The following is a 14,114-nucleotide window of genomic DNA, read 5'->3' as shown; positions in this document are numbered from 1 at the left end:
CCCCGGGGGCGTCCGCGTTTCCCACGATGGCGCACCCCACTGACAATCCCGGTCCACCGTCAAGAACCCGCAGGTCAGGGCCGTTTGTCAGTGCCCGCCCGTACCGTCGTCGCCATGGACGGGATGGACGAACAGCGGCCGGAGCGGTGGACCGCCGACCAGGTCCTGGCACTCGCGCCGGACGCGTCGTCGCGCAAGGCGGGGACAGGGCTGGCGACGGCCGCGCGGTGGTCCGGGACGGGGTCCTGGGACACCGCGGTGTGGGGGCTGTGCCCGGGCAGCGGCGGCGAGCCGTACCGGACGGTGGTCGACACGGCCGGGCCCGGCTGCAGGTGCAGTTGTCCCAGCCGGAAATTCCCCTGCAAGCACGCGCTCGGGCTGCTCCTCCTCTGGGCCGGGGGCGAGGTCGGGCCGGCCGCCGGCGGGGACGGCCGGCCCGACTGGGTCACCGAGTGGATCGACGCGCGCCGCGCGCGCGAGGAGCGCAGGTCCCAGGGCGAGCGCGGCACGTCCGGCGGCGGTGACCCGGAGGCGGCGCGGAAACGGGCCGAACGCCGGGCGGGGCGGGTCGCCGCCGGGGCCACGGAGCTGGAGCGGCGGCTGGCGGACCTGCTGCGGGGCGGTCTGGCCGGGGCGGACCGCGAGGGGTATCAGCGCTGGGACGAGACGGCGGCGCGCATGGTCGACGCCCAGGCCCCCGGACTCGCCTCCCGGGTGCGCGAGCTGGGCGCGCTGCCCGGGGCGGGCGGCGACTGGCCTTCGCGGCTGCTGGAGGAGACGGCCCTGCTGCATCTGCTGGCCAGGGGCTATCTGCTGGAGGACCGGCTGCCGGAGCCGCTGGCGGCCACCGTGCGGTCCCGGATCGGCTTCACGGTGGATTCGGCGGAGCTGCTGGCCGGGCCGACCGTGCGCGACCACTGGCTGGTCCTGGCACAGCACGACACCGCCGACGACCGCCTCACCACCCGCCGGACGTGGCTGCACGGCGAGGCCACCGGCCGGACCGCGCTGCTGCTGTCCTTCGGGGCGGCGGGCCGGGCGCCCGAACCGGCGCTCCCGGTCGGCCTCCGCCTCGACGCGGAGCTGGCCTTCCACCCCGGGGCCCATCCACTGCGGGCGGCGCTCGGACCGCGGCACGGCGCCCCTCTGCCCGGCCGGATGCCGCCGGGCGTGCCGGTCGCGGCGGCGCTCACCGCGTACGGCGAGGCCCTGGCCGGCGATCCGTGGCTGGACTCGTGGCCCGTCGTGCTCGCCGGTGTCGTGCCGATACCGGGCGGGACGGGCTGGCAGGTGGCGGACGCGGCGGGGAAGGACGCGGTCCCGGTCCCGGCGGGAGGCGCCGGTGCCGGGGCGGGGCTGTGGCGCCTCGCGGCGGTCTCGGGGGGCCACCCGCTGACGGTGTTCGGCGAGCTCGGCCACCAGGGCTTCCGGCCCCTCACGGCCTGGGACGGCGCGGACACGGGGCCGGTGCGGCTGACGGCGTGAGCCCGGCGGCCGGCCGTCGCGGAGACGACGACGAAGGGGGAACGATGACGAAGACCTGGGCCGAGCTGGTCGGCACCGCGCTGCTCGGCACCGACCGCAGAGGCGGCACACCCGCGGAGCTGCTGGACTGCGCCGCCCTCGCCGTCGTACGGCGTCGTGCCGGACTGCGGCCGGCCACCGCGGGGGCGCGGCCGGCCGCGGCGCCGGACGACCCGCGGCCGCCACTGCCCGACGCGGCACGGCGACGGCTGTCCCTGCTCCTGGCGGACCGCTCCGTCGGGGGCGGCGGGGGCAGCCGGCGCGGAGCCGCCCCCAACCTGGCCGAGTTGCTGCCGCAGTGGCTGGCCGAGGCGAACGCGCGGGGCTACGCGGCCCCGCCCGAGCTGCTGCCCGCGCTCCTGGACGCCGCCCGCGCGCGGACCGATCTGCGGCCCGAAGCGTTGGCGCTGGCCGGACCGCGCGGGCTGTGGCTGGCCGAGCTGAACGCGGACTGGCGGTTCGCGCTGCGCGCCGGGGCGCCGGGTGTCGTGCCGGACGTCGCTGACCCGCGGGCCGTGCGGGCGCTGTGGGAGGAGGGGCTCTTCGCCGAACGGGTGTCCCTGCTGGCCCGGCTGCGGGCCCGCGACCCGGGGCAGGCGCTGGAGCTGCTGCGTTCCGGATGGGCCGGCGAGCGGGCCGAGGACCGGCTGATGTTCCTGGACTCGCTGCGCGAGGGCCTGTCGCCGGCCGACGAGCCGTTCCTGGAGCAGGCACTCGCCGACCGCAGTCGCAATGTGCGCGCCACCGCCGCGGAACTGCTGTCGGCCCTGCCCGGCTCCGCGCTCGCCACCCGGATGGCCGCACGGGCCAGGACGTGCGTCGCGTGGGATCCGGCGGGCGGCCGGATCACGGTGGAGGCGCCCTACGAGTGCGACACCGCCATGGAACGCGACGGTGTGGTGGCGATACCGCCCGCGGGGCGCGGGGAGCGCGCGTGGTGGTTCGGCCAGGTGGTGGACGCGGCGCCGCTCGGCACATGGCCGGCGCGCTTCGGCGGCCGGACGCCCGAGGAGATCATCGCGCTGCCGGTCGCCGACGACTGGCAGGCCGATCTGCACGCTGCGTGGTGCCGGGCCGCGGTGCGCCAGGGGGACGCGGCCTGGGCCCGCGCCCTGCTGGGCCCGGCCCCGACTCCGGCGACGGCCGTCAGCCCCGTCGGGGACCCGGCGAAGCTGCTGTCGATCCTCCCGGCACCGGAGCGGGCGCAGTGGGTGGCCCGCTTCATCGCCGCGCACGGCCTGTCGGAGGCGTTCCAGATGCTCGCGGTGTGCGCCGTGCCCTGGGCGGAGCCCCTGGGCAGCGCGGTGGTGGACGCCCTGGACATCGCGCGGGACGCGGGCAGCTACCCGTGGAGCTTCAGCGGGGTGATGGGCCTGGCCGAGCGCTGCCTGGATCCGGCGGAGGCCGATCGCGCGGCCCCGCTGGCCGCGGTGCCGGCGGAGTCCGCCGACACCTCCCCGGGCGCCGGGGCGTACTGGGCGGAGGCCTTCCAGCGGCTCGTCGGCACCTTGCGCCTGCGGGCCGCCATGCTTGAGGAACTGGCCTGAGCCGACCGCGGCACGGTGGGCCGGTGACGCCGTTGGGGCCGGCAGGCCGGTGACGCCGCTGGGCCGGTGACGCCGGCGGCGTCGGCGCCCGCGCCCCGCCCGCCGGCGCCGCCCGCCTCCGGTCAGGCCTGCGCGGGCTGCCGCAGGTTGTCGTTCACCCAGGCGACGACCTCGGTGGTCGGCGTGCCCGGGGTGAAGATCGCGGCCACGCCCAGTTCCCGCAGCGGGGCGATGTCCGCCTCCGGGATGATCCCCCCGCCGAAGACCTTGATGTCGGCCGCGTCACGCTCCTGGAGCAGCTCGATCACCTTGGCGAAGAGCGTCATGTGGGCACCCGAGAGGATGGACAGCCCGATCGCGTCGGCGTCCTCCTGGATCGCGGTGTCCACGATCTGCTCGGGCGTCTGGTGGAGACCGGTGTAGATGACCTCCATGCCGGCGTCCCGCAGCGCCCGCGCGATGACCTTGGCCCCGCGGTCGTGGCCGTCCAGGCCCGGTTTGGCGACCACCACACGGATCGGTCCGGACACTCCCATCGCTGCCTCCATACACGATTGCTGCGCTCAGCGGGCACATGCGTGAACGAACGTTATCGCCAGCATCCCCCGTGCGGACAGTTTCACGAAGTGCCCCGAGGGGGAAATCACACATGGGACACGTTCACGTTAGAAACGCGTTCGGCCCGTGGTCGTCCATCGTTCGGCAGGCGACACGGGCCGTCGCGTTCTCGGCGCACGGGGGACAGGGCCGTCTCCGTGTGCCCACGGGAGGTAGGCCATGGGCGTCCTGTCTTTCGGTGTCGGAGATCGCCTGGTGCGCCAGGCGGCCTACGTACGAGCCGCCGCGATCGAGATCGCCATTCTCACCGGGCATGTCTTCCTCTACCCGACCGGCATCTTCCAGGAACGCGGGCCGCAGCCGCCGGCCGGCGACTCCGAGGAACCGCCCCGCCTCCCCACCGCGGGCCGGAGCCATCCACCGGTGCTCCTGCTGCACGGCTTCGTGGACAACCGTTCGGTGTTCGCGATGCTGCGCCGTTCACTTCGCCGGCACGGCTGGCCGCATGTGCAGGCGCTCAACTACTCGCCGCTGACCTGCGACATCCGCACGGCGGCGGCCCTCCTCGGGCGTCATGTCGAACAGATCTGCGAGCAGACGGGGCACCACCAGGTGGACATCGTGGGCCACAGCCTCGGTGGGCTCATCGCCCGCTACTACGCGCAGCGGCTGGGCGGCGACACGCGGGTGCGCACCGTGGTCACCCTGGGCACCCCGCACGCCGGGACCCGGGCGGCACCGCTGCTGAACCCGCACCCCATCGTCCGCCAGATGCGGCCCAACTCCGACCTCATCGAAGAGCTGGCCAAGCCGGCACCCGGCTGCCGTACCCGGTTCGTGGCGTTCTGGAGTGATCTGGACGAGCTGATGAGCCCGGTCGAGGCCGCCCGTCTGGACCACCCCGACCTCATCGCCCGGAACGTCCATGTGGCGGGGGTCGGGCATCTGACCATGCCGGTCCACGCGGCGATCGCCGCCGGAGTCCGGCAGGCGCTGCTGGGCGAGGAGCTGGCGTCGGGGGCCGTGGACGCGGCTTGACGGCCTTGCACCCATAACCATCGAAAGGCCATCGAACACAACGCATCGGGGATGCCTGAATCCTGCCGAAGATTGTGGCCGTCGGCCGCAGGGGGATACAGTCGCCGCTAATTCTCCTGCTGCCGAGGCGAAAGAGAAGCGGTGAACGACCGTCATCCGGCGGGGTACGCCCCCGAGTACAGCGCCTACGGGTACGAGGGCTATTCCGACGCCTCGTACGCGCCCGTGGGTGCTGCCCATGCGGATGACGACCCCCTCTTCGGCGCCTGCCAGGGCTACCCCGCCTACGACACGGGGTCCTACACCACCGGCTCGTACGACACGACCGCGACCGCGTACTGGCCCTCGACGCCGGCCGCCCCCGCCTACGGCGACTACACGGGCACGACCACCGGCACCTGGCATCCGGACCCCGCGCAGGCCCAGCCCGCGGCGGCCTACGACTACGCGCAGTACGAGCACACGGCCGTCCACGGCTACGAGGAGCCCGAGGCCGCGCACGGCCACGTGCCCGCGCCCCGCACCTACGAGCAGCCGGAGCAGTACGACACCGGAGCCCACGCCCCCGAGGCCTACCGGCCGCAGGCGTACGAGCCCGACGGGTACGACTCCGAGCCCTACGAGGCCGAGTCTTACGAGAGCGAGCCCTACGGGGCCGACGCGTACGACGTCGCCCCGGACCCCGACGCCGCCGACGACGACGCGGAACCGGAGCTGGACCCCGAGTACGAGGGTGACACCGCAGTGGCCGCCGTGCCGCGCTCGCGCGGCGCCGGCGGCAGCCGCCGGCGCCGCCCGGCACGGCGTTCGGCGCTGCTCACCGTCGCCGTCCCCTCCGTGGCGGTCATGGGCGTCGCGGCCTGCGCCGCCGCCGTCACCGTGAACACCGAGGACGCAGACAGCAGCCGCACCCAGGCCGACGGCGCTCCCGAGGCGGCCAACGCCCCGACCACGAAACTCGACCAGCAGCTCGCCGGAGTCAACCGGGACGTCGACGACTTCGCCGACCGCGCCAGCCGCACCCAGGAGCGCATCGACCTCAAGGAGCGCCAGGCGCTCGAGCGGGCGAGGAAGGCGGCGGAGGCGGCCCGCAAGGAGGAACTGCGCCCCAAGTTCCTGCTCCCGGTGAAGCAGCACGGCCTCAGCGCCTACTTCGGCCAGGCGGGCGTGAACTGGATGTCGGTCCACACCGGCATCGACTTCCCGGTGGACTACGGCACCCCGGTGATGGCCGCGACCGACGGCGTCGTGCGCACCCAGTGGAACAGCGCCTACGGCAACATGGCCATAGTGACCGCCCCGGACGGTACCGAGACCTGGTACTGCCACCTGAGCAGCACCAAGATCCGCTCGGGCTCGGTCAAGGCCGGCGAGGTCATCGCCTATTCCGGCAATTCCGGCAACTCCACCGGACCGCACCTGCACTTCGAGGTGCGCCCCGCCGGCGGCGCGGCCATCGACCCGCTGCCGTGGCTGCTGAAGCACGGTCTCGACCCGCGCTGAGCCGCACGCACCGAGCCGCACCCGCCGGGAGGCAGCCGACCCGAGGGCCGAGGCGCGAAACCCCGGACCCCGGGTCCCGGGCCCCCGTGACCGCGAGGCCCTACAGCTTCTCCACCGGCGCGTAGCGCAGCAGCAGCACCTTGGGCCGCTCGTCGCCGAAGTCGATGGTGGCCTTGGCCTTGTCCCCGCTGCCGTCGACCGAGACGACCGTGCCCAGCCCGAACGTGTCGTGGGTGACCCGGTCCCCCACCGCCAGGGCGATGACCGGCCGGTCCTGCGTACGCCGTGTGGCGAAGCCGGAGGGCCCGCTCTTCGACGAGGACCGCGACAGCATCGAGGCCGCCGCCGACACCGAGGCGGACGGTGCCGGGGAGGAACCCGTGCGCCTCCACTCGATGAGCGGCTCCGGGATCTCCTCCAGGAACCGGGAGGCCGGGTTGTACGAGGGCTGGCCCCACGCACTGCGCATGGTCGACCGCGTCACGTACAGCCGCTGCCGCGCCCGCGTGATGCCGACGTAGGCGAGCCGGCGCTCCTCCTCCAGCTCCTTGGTCTGGCCGAGCGCGCGCATGTGCGGGAAGACCCCGTCCTCCATGCCGGTCAGGAAGACCACCGGGAACTCCAGGCCCTTGGCGGTGTGCAGGGTCATCAGCGTTATGACGCCGCCGCCCTCGTCGTCGTCCGGGATCTGGTCGGAGTCGGCGACCAGCGCGACCCGCTCCAGGAACTCGGCGAGCGTGCCGGGCTCCTCCTCGGTGCGCTCCTGCTCGAACTCCAGGGCCACCGCCGCGAGTTCCTGGAGGTTCTCGATGCGGGTCTCGTCCTGCGGGTCGGTGGAGGCCTGGAGCTCGGCCAGGTAGCCCGTGCGCTCCAGCACCGCCTCCAGGACGGTGGCGGGACCGGCGCCGGACTCCACGATCGTGCGCAGCTCCTCCAGCAGCTCGTTGAAGCGCTTGACGGCGTTGACCGAGCGCGCGGCCATGCCGAAGGCCTCGTCGACCCGGCGCAGCGCGGCCGCGAAGGAGATCCGCTCGCGCGAGGAGAGGGCGTCGATCATGGCCTCGGCGCGCTCGCCGATACCGCGCTTGGGCACGTTCAGGATGCGGCGCAGCGGGACGGTGTCCTCGGGGTTGGCGAGCACGCGCAGGTAGGCCAGGACGTCCCGGACCTCCTTGCGCTCGTAGAAGCGGACTCCGCCGACGACCTTGTACGGCAGTCCGACGCGGATGAAGACCTCTTCGAAGACACGGGACTGCGCGTTGGTGCGGTAGAAGACCGCGACCTCGCCGGGACGTGCGTCGCCGGCGTCGGTGAGCCGGTCGATCTCGTCGGCGATGAACTGCGCCTCGTCGTGCTCCTGGTCGGCGACGTAGCCGGTGATGACCGGGCCCTGCCCGGCCTCCGTCCACAGGTTCTTCGGGCGGCGCGAGGCGTTGCGCTCGATGACGGCGTTGGCGGCGGTCAGGATGTTCTGGGTGGAGCGGTAGTTCTGCTCCAGCAGGATCGTGCGGGCCTGCGGGTAGTCCTCCTCGAACTGGAGGATGTTGCGGATGGTGGCACCGCGGAAGGCGTAGATGCTCTGGTCGGCGTCGCCGACCACGCACAGCTCGGCGGGCCCCTCGCCGCCATCCTCCGCGTCACCGGTCCCGACCAGCTCGCGCACCAGGGTGTACTGGGCGTGGTTGGTGTCCTGGTACTCGTCCACCAGGACGTGCCGGAAGCGGCGCCGGTAGTGCTCGGCGACGTCCGGGAAGGCCTGCAGGAGGTTGACCGTGGTCATGATGATGTCGTCGAAGTCGAGCGCGTTGGCCTCGCGCAGCCGCGACTGGTACATCGCGTAGGCCTCGGCGAGCTTCTTCTCGAAGGGGTTCTCGGCCTGGCCGGCGAAGGTCTCCTCGTCGATGAGCTCGTTCTTGAGGTTGGAGACCTTGGCGCTGAAGGACTTCGGCGGGAACTGCTTCGGGTCCAGGTCGAGGTCGCGGCAGACCAGGGCCATCAGGCGCTTGGAGTCGGCCGCGTCGTAGATGGAGAAGCTGGAGGTGAAGCCGAGCCTCTTGGACTCGCGGCGCAGGATGCGGACGCACGCGCTGTGGAAGGTGGAGACCCACATCACGTTGGCGCGCGGGCCGACCAGCTGCTCGACGCGCTCCTTCATCTCCCCGGCGGCCTTGTTGGTGAAGGTGATCGCCAGGATCTGGCCGGGGTGCACCTTGCGGGCACCCAGCAGGTACGCGATGCGGTGGGTGAGCACCCGGGTCTTGCCCGAGCCGGCACCGGCGACGATGAGCAGCGGGGAGCCGGTGTGCTCGACGGCGGCGCGCTGCTGCTCGTTGAGCCCCTCCAGCAGCGCGGCCGGGTCGACGGCCGGGCGGTGGGCACCGTCCCGGTAGTACGCGTCCCGGTCGACGGGCACGTCGAAGCGCCCCTCGAAGAGGTCGTCGGGGACCGTCTCGGGCTCGTCCTCGGGAGGCGGCGGGGGCTGCTCCTCCCTCGGTTCGAGGCCGGCCAGGAAGCTGTCGTCAAAGAGGCTGCTCATCGCCTCCCGAGTCTAGGCCGTGGGACGGACAGCGTTGCCCCGCTTGCCCGAGCCCGCCCCGGGCGGGCCGCCGGACCGGTCGGGGCCGCGGCCCCGCGTACGGTCACTCGGGGCCGCGGCACCGTCACGCGGAGCCCCGGATCGTGAAGGTCACGAAATGATTGCGGACAATTCGAACACCAGGGTTCCCACAGACCCCCGCAGTTGACTACCGTGCCGCATCAGGCGGTCCGCTCCACGCGGCGGCGACCGTGCCGTCACGGGCCGCCTCCGCTGAGTCCGGCGACCGCCGGAGCCGGGGACCCAATGACCTTGGGGTGAATCGGCCCGTACGAGCGCAGCACGCGCCCGCGCGGACCGTAGGGCGGCCTTCCGAAGCCCGAACCCGACAGCTAACCCGGTAGGCGGTCCACGGAAGGAGCCGCCTGACTTGGCGACCCACCGCAAGCCGCGCCCGCGCGCGCTGACCGTTCCCGGCCCCCGCGCCGCCGTGGGACTCACGACCGCCGCGCTGGCCACCGTCACCCTCTTCGGCGAGAGCGCGAGCGCGGCGCCCGCCTCCCCGGACAAGCCCTCCATCAGCGAGGTCAAGGCCCGGGTCGACAGGCTCTACCACCAGGCCGAGGCCGCCACCGAGCGGTACAACGGCGCCAAGGAGCAGACCGAGACGCAGCGTGCGCGCGCCGACGCGCTGCTCGACCAGGTGGCCCGCAAGACCGAGACGCTCAACGACGCCCGCCGCACGATAGGCGAGTACGCCGCGGCGCAGTACCGCGGCGGCGGTCTGGACGGGACGACCAGCTTCCTGCTCTCATCCGACCCGCAGCAGTTCCTGGACCAGGCGCATCTGATGAACCGCCTGTCCGACCGCCAGGAACAGGCGATGGAGACCTTCCGTACCCAGCAGGCCGAGACGACGCGGAAGCGCGCGGAGGCCGTCGAGAGCCTGCAGAAGCTGACCGAGGCGCAGCAGCGGCTGAGCGCGGAGAAGACCGCGGTCAAGCAGAAGCTGGCTGCGGCGCAGAAGCTGCTGAACAGCCTCACCGCCCAGGAGAAGGCGCGGCTGGCGGCGCTGGAGAAGAAGCGCCAGGAGGAGGCCGCCGCCAAGGCCGCGGCGATCGCCGCCAAGGAGAAGGCCGCGCAGGAGGCGGCGGCGAACGACACCGCCTCGTCGGGGTCCTCCACGGGCTCCTCGTCCGGTTCGACGTCCACGGCGTCCGGGACCTACGCAGCCAAGGCGGCGAAGGCGATCGAATTCGCCCGCGCCCAGCTGGGCAAGCCGTACGTGTACGGCGCCACCGGCCCGAACTCCTACGACTGCTCGGGCCTGACCCAGGCCGCCTGGGGGGCCGCGGGAGTCTCCATCCCCCGCACCACCTACGACCAGGTCGACTTCGGCAGCCGTGTCACGGCGGACCAACTGCAACCCGGAGACCTGGTCTTCTTCTACTCGGACGTCACCCACGTCGGCCTCTACATCGGCGGCGGCCAGATGATCCACGCCCCGCACACGGGCACCGTCGTCAAGATCGCCCCGATCACCGAGATGCCGATCTACGGCTACGCCCGGATGGCCTGAGAGCCCCGGGAAGGGCTCAGGTCCACAGCACCGCGATGAAGATGTTGGCGGTGGTCAGCGCACCCACGGTGCCGAAGGCCGCCGCCGACACCTTCTCCTCGTCGCGCTTGACGTAGACCAGGCCGAGGATCACCACCAGGATCGCGAGCTTCACACCGATCTTGATGTTGTTCACCGGCTGGTCGTCGGCCTGGTTGAGGCCGACCAGCACCGCGCCCGTGACCAGCATGGTCAGCGCGCCGTGCAGCATGCCCGGCACGAAGCGGGCCTCGCCGCGCCCCATGGCCTTCATCTGGGTGAGGAAGCCGCCCAGCAGTGCGGCGATGCCGATGATGTGCAGGCCGACGAAGAGGTTGATGAGTACGTCCATGGCTCAGGACCCTAACCGCGCTCTTACCAGCGCTCGGCACCGAGGGTGCCCTGTTCCGGCACATCGGTCAGGGGCGGACTGCAAGTGACCAGGTCACCCGTCGAACAGCGGTCATCCGCGGGCAGGCCGCGGCCGAATCGGACCAGTCCCGCACAGTCCGGCACTCCCCCGCGACGTCCAGGTTTAGCGTCCTGACCCAGGTGGCCGACCCCACTGCCGCAAGGACCCCGTCCCCGGCACGGCCACCCCCGCCGAAGGTCCGGCGGTGGACGGCTCCCCGTCCGCCCGCCGCCGGACCACCGGGGGGCGTACGGACGGCACCCCGGAAGGAGTGACGGCGCGTGGCGTCGCACAGAAGGCCCAAGGAGCGCGGTCTCGCCGGCACGACCGCGCGCACCGCCGCCGGTCTCGCCCTCGCCGGCGCGGCCTCCGTGACGATGTTCGGGGAGACCGGGCACGCCGAGCCCCGGCTGACCACCGAGGAGGCCAGGGCCCGGGTGGACCGCCTGTACGAGGAGGCCGAGCAGGCCACCGAGCAGTACAACGGCGCGAAGGAGAAGGCGGACACGGCCACCGAGCGGATCGAGCAGCTCCAGGACGAACTCGCCCGCAGGACCGAGCGCCTCAACCGCACCCGCGACGGCCTCGGCTCCATCGCCACCGCCCAGTACCGCAGCGGCGGCATCGACCCCGCCGTCCAGCTCGCCCTCGCCTCCTCCCCCGGCGACTACCTGGAGCGGGCCGGGATGCTGGACCGGATGAGCAGCCGGCAGACCGCCGCGCTGCGCGTCCTGTCCGCCCAGCAGCGCGAGATCGAGCAGGTGCGCGCCGAGACCCGCGCCGAGCTCGACGAACTGCGCGGCACCCGCGCCGAACTCGCCCGCCACAAGCGCACCGTGGAGCAGCGCCTCGCCTCGGCCCGGCAGCTGCTGGGCCGTCTCACCGCCGCCCAGCGCGCCGCCGTGCTGTCCTCGGACGGCCACGGTTCCGCCGACCCCCGGGCCGGCCGCGGCGCCGCCGGCTCCCGTTCGGACCTGGCGCCCGTCGCCGCCCCCAACGCGCGCGCCGCCCGTGCCGTCAACTTCGCGTACGACTCGCTGGGACTGCCGTACGTCTGGGGTGCCACCGGGCCCTCGGCGTACGACTGCTCGGGCTTCACGCAGGCCGCGTGGCGGGCGGCCGGGGTCTCCCTGCCGCGCACGACGTACACCCAGATCAACGCGGGCACCCGGATCTCCCGCTCCCAATTGGAGCCCGGGGACCTGGTGTTCTTCTACTCGGGGATCAGCCACGTCGGCCTCTACGTCGGCAACGGCATGATGATCCACGCCCCCCGCACCGGTGACGTCGTCAAGCTCGCCCCGATCGACCAGATGCCCTTCGCGGGCGCCACACGACCGGCGTGACGCCCCGGGGCCGGGCCCCGGCCCGGCCCCTCAGACCAGCCGGCGCGCGGTCGCCCAGCGGGTGAGCTCGTGCCGGTTGCTGAGCTGGAGCTTGCGCAGCACCGCGGAGACGTGCGACTCGACCGTCTTCACCGAGATGTAGAGCTGCTTGGCGACTTCCTTGTACGCGTAGCCGCGGGCGATCAGCCGCAGCACCTCGCGCTCGCGCTGGGTGAGCCGGTCCAGGTCCTCGTCGACCGGCGGGGCGTCGGTGGACGCGAAGGCGTCCAGGACGAAGCCGGCCAGCCGGGGCGAGAAGACGGCGTCGCCGTCGGAGACCCGGAAGACCGAACTCACCAGATCGGGGCCGGTGATGGTCTTGGTGACATAGCCGCGCGCGCCGCCGCGGATCACTCCGATGACGTCCTCGGCGGCGTCGGACACCGACAACGCCAGGAAGCGCACCGGATGTTCTGCGTCGGTCATGAGCCCGGCGCAGCGCTTGAGCACCTCGACCCCGCCACCGCCCGGCAGATGGACGTCGAGCAGCACGACATCGGGCCGCGTCGCGGTGATGACGGAGACCGCCTGGTCGACGTCGGCGGCCTCGCCGACCACCTCGACCCCGGTCCGCTCGGTCTCACCGATCTCGGCCTGCACCCCGGTGCGGAACATCCGGTGGTCGTCGACGAGGACGACCCTCACTCGCCGCTCCGTGCTCACGACGGCCTCCCTGGTTCCTGGGACCTGTCCATCTCCAGCTCCACTTCCGTCCCCCCGCCCGGCGCGGAGCGCAGCCGCGCCTCGCCGCCGTTGCGCCGCATCCGGCCGATGATCGACTCGCGGACGCCCATCCTGTCCGACGGTACGTCGTTCAGGTCGAATCCGGGCCCGCGATCGCGCACCGACACGAAGACCCTGCTCTCCTCGACCTCCGCGTACACCTGCACGGGCTCGTTCCCACCGTACTTGGCGGCGTTGACCATGGCCTCGCGGGCCGCCTGCATCTGCGCCACCAGGCGTTCGTCGAGCGGGCAGTCGCCGACGCACACCACCTCCACGGGCACCCCGTGCGCGTCCTCCACCTCGGCCGCGGCCCGGCGCACCGCGTCGGCCAGTGTGACCGGCTCGTCGTCCTTGCCGTTGCCCTCGGGCCGGTACAGCCAGGCCCGCAGCTCGCGTTCCTGCGCGCGGGCCAGCCGGGCGACCTCGCGCGGGTCCTCGGCGTTCCTCTGGATCAGCGTCAGGGTGTGCAGGACGGAGTCGTGGACGTGCGCGGCGACCTCGGCCCGTTCCTGCGCCCGGATGCGCGCGAGGCGTTCCGCGGACAGGTCCTGGGTCATGCGGACGAGGTACGGCCCGGCGATCAGCGCCACGCCGACCAGCACGGCGAGCGAGGCCTGGAGAATGGTGCCGAGGTGGCTGACCGAGCCCTGCACGACGAGGAAGCCGGTCACACCCACGCCGACGAGGATCACCCCGGCGGCACCGCGCGCGAACGGCAGCAGTCTCTTGCGGCGGCTCAGCTCCGCCCAGCGGGCGCGGCGGGCGTTGTCGGCCTGGCGCCACACCAGGGCGACGCCCAGCCCGATCAGCAGCAGCGGCCAGACGTAGGCGTTGGCCTTGCCGAGGTTGAGGTTGTCCAGCAGGATGCCGAGGCCGATGGCGAGCGCGATGAGCGCGACGATCTGGCCCCGGTCGGGCCGGCGTCCGGCGAGCCATGAGCGGGCATTGCGCGGCTCCTTGGCCTCGACGACACCGCCGACCCCGAGCGGCACCACGAACCAGAAGACCGCGTAGAGCAGGATGCCGAGGCCCTGGATGGTCGCCAGGACGACGAACACGACGCGCACCCACGCGACCGGCAGTCCGAGGTGCCCGGCCAGACCGCGGGCGACGCCGCCGATCACCCGGCCCTCGGAGCTGCGGTAGAGCTTGCGGACCGGGTGCTCGGCCGGGTCCGGGGACGCGAGGTACGACGCCCCGGTGGGCGGGCTGGTCGGCGGTCCGGCGGCTGGCATGTCCCGATCGTCACATGTTTCGCGGACGGTGGGTATCAGGGTTGGCCCCCATG

The 14,114-nt window shown here is 73.2% G+C and carries 11 protein-coding genes and 1 riboswitch; of the genes, 6 read left to right on the top strand and 5 right to left on the bottom strand.

Going from position 1 to position 14,114, the window contains the following annotated elements:
- The first annotated feature begins 114 nt into the window (after window positions 1-114).
- Complete coding sequence (locus ACWDAS_RS09575) at window positions 115-1,485, top strand: SWIM zinc finger family protein (RefSeq protein ID WP_450388299.1); 1,371 nt, start codon at window positions 115-117, stop codon at window positions 1,483-1,485.
- Between the two features lie 44 nt (window positions 1,486-1,529).
- Window positions 1,530-3,071, top strand: coding sequence for a DUF5691 domain-containing protein (locus ACWDAS_RS09570; RefSeq protein WP_450388298.1), 1,542 nt, complete (start codon window positions 1,530-1,532; stop codon window positions 3,069-3,071).
- Window positions 3,072-3,193: 122 nt separating this feature from the next.
- On the opposite strand, the gene ACWDAS_RS09565 is transcribed toward ACWDAS_RS09570, so the two are convergent.
- A complete protein-coding gene (locus ACWDAS_RS09565; protein WP_450388297.1) occupies window positions 3,194-3,607 on the bottom strand; it encodes a cobalamin B12-binding domain-containing protein in 414 nt (137 codons plus the stop codon).
- 241 nt (window positions 3,608-3,848) lie between these two features.
- Here ACWDAS_RS09565 and ACWDAS_RS09560 point away from each other — a divergent pair, with 241 nt between their 5' ends.
- The gene (locus ACWDAS_RS09560) at window positions 3,849-4,667 is read left to right on the top strand and encodes an esterase/lipase family protein (protein WP_450388296.1); all 819 of its coding nucleotides are present in this window, start codon (window positions 3,849-3,851) and stop codon (window positions 4,665-4,667) included.
- Between the two features lie 141 nt (window positions 4,668-4,808).
- Complete coding sequence (locus ACWDAS_RS09555) at window positions 4,809-6,170, top strand: M23 family metallopeptidase (protein WP_450388295.1); 1,362 nt, start codon at window positions 4,809-4,811, stop codon at window positions 6,168-6,170.
- 100 nt (window positions 6,171-6,270) lie between these two features.
- On the opposite strand, the gene pcrA is transcribed toward ACWDAS_RS09555, so the two are convergent.
- Window positions 6,271-8,706 carry a DNA helicase PcrA gene (gene pcrA, locus ACWDAS_RS09550; RefSeq protein ID WP_450388294.1) on the bottom strand — a complete coding sequence of 812 codons (2,436 nt, stop codon included), beginning with the start codon at window positions 8,704-8,706 and terminating at the stop codon, window positions 6,271-6,273.
- 261 nt (window positions 8,707-8,967) lie between these two features.
- Window positions 8,968-9,128, top strand: a riboswitch (cyclic di-AMP (ydaO/yuaA leader).
- Between the two features lie 8 nt (window positions 9,129-9,136).
- Here pcrA and ACWDAS_RS09545 point away from each other — a divergent pair.
- A complete protein-coding gene (locus ACWDAS_RS09545) occupies window positions 9,137-10,285 on the top strand; it encodes an NlpC/P60 family protein (RefSeq protein WP_450388293.1) in 1,149 nt (382 codons plus the stop codon).
- A gap of 16 nt (window positions 10,286-10,301) precedes the next feature.
- On the opposite strand, the gene ACWDAS_RS09540 is transcribed toward ACWDAS_RS09545, so the two are convergent.
- The gene (locus ACWDAS_RS09540) at window positions 10,302-10,655 is read right to left on the bottom strand and encodes a hypothetical protein (protein WP_450388292.1); all 354 of its coding nucleotides are present in this window, start codon (window positions 10,653-10,655) and stop codon (window positions 10,302-10,304) included.
- 341 nt (window positions 10,656-10,996) lie between these two features.
- On the opposite strand from ACWDAS_RS09540, the gene ACWDAS_RS09535 reads away from it, so the two are divergent.
- Entirely contained in the window at window positions 10,997-12,061 is a 1,065-nt protein-coding gene (locus ACWDAS_RS09535; RefSeq protein WP_450388291.1) for an NlpC/P60 family protein, read from the top strand.
- A gap of 30 nt (window positions 12,062-12,091) precedes the next feature.
- Here the strand turns inward: ACWDAS_RS09535 and ACWDAS_RS09530 are convergent, their stop codons facing one another.
- Both ACWDAS_RS09530 and ACWDAS_RS09525 read right to left on the bottom strand, forming a co-directional pair.
- On the bottom strand, window positions 12,092-12,715 hold the full coding sequence (locus ACWDAS_RS09530; RefSeq protein WP_450388511.1) for a LuxR C-terminal-related transcriptional regulator: 624 nt from the start codon (window positions 12,713-12,715) through the stop codon (window positions 12,092-12,094).
- A 44-nt stretch (window positions 12,716-12,759) separates the two neighbouring features.
- Window positions 12,760-14,061, bottom strand: coding sequence for a PspC domain-containing protein (locus ACWDAS_RS09525; protein WP_450388290.1), 1,302 nt, complete (start codon window positions 14,059-14,061; stop codon window positions 12,760-12,762).
- Window positions 14,062-14,114: the final 53 nt, after the last annotated feature.

This window comes from Streptomyces sp. NPDC001070 (assembly GCF_053598835.1).
Note: the sequence above shows the minus strand (reverse complement) of the source record. Positions and strands in the feature narration are given on the sequence as shown.

Excerpts from the sequence above, each read along its gene's own strand:
- ACWDAS_RS09570 (WP_450388298.1), top strand. The coding sequence starts at position 1,530 with ATGACGAAGACCTGGGCCGAGCTGGTCGGCACCGCGCTGCTCGGCACC.
- ACWDAS_RS09540 (WP_450388292.1), bottom strand. The coding sequence starts at position 10,655 with ATGGACGTACTCATCAACCTCTTCGTCGGCCTGCACATCATCGGCATC.
- ACWDAS_RS09530 (WP_450388511.1), bottom strand. The coding sequence starts at position 12,715 with ATGTTCCGCACCGGGGTGCAGGCCGAGATCGGTGAGACCGAGCGGACC.
- ACWDAS_RS09575 (WP_450388299.1), top strand. The coding sequence starts at position 115 with ATGGACGGGATGGACGAACAGCGGCCGGAGCGGTGGACCGCCGACCAG.
- ACWDAS_RS09560 (WP_450388296.1), top strand. The coding sequence starts at position 3,849 with ATGGGCGTCCTGTCTTTCGGTGTCGGAGATCGCCTGGTGCGCCAGGCG.
- ACWDAS_RS09565 (WP_450388297.1), bottom strand. The coding sequence starts at position 3,607 with ATGGGAGTGTCCGGACCGATCCGTGTGGTGGTCGCCAAACCGGGCCTG.
- pcrA (WP_450388294.1), bottom strand. The coding sequence starts at position 8,706 with ATGAGCAGCCTCTTTGACGACAGCTTCCTGGCCGGCCTCGAACCGAGG.
- ACWDAS_RS09525 (WP_450388290.1), bottom strand. The coding sequence starts at position 14,061 with ATGCCAGCCGCCGGACCGCCGACCAGCCCGCCCACCGGGGCGTCGTAC.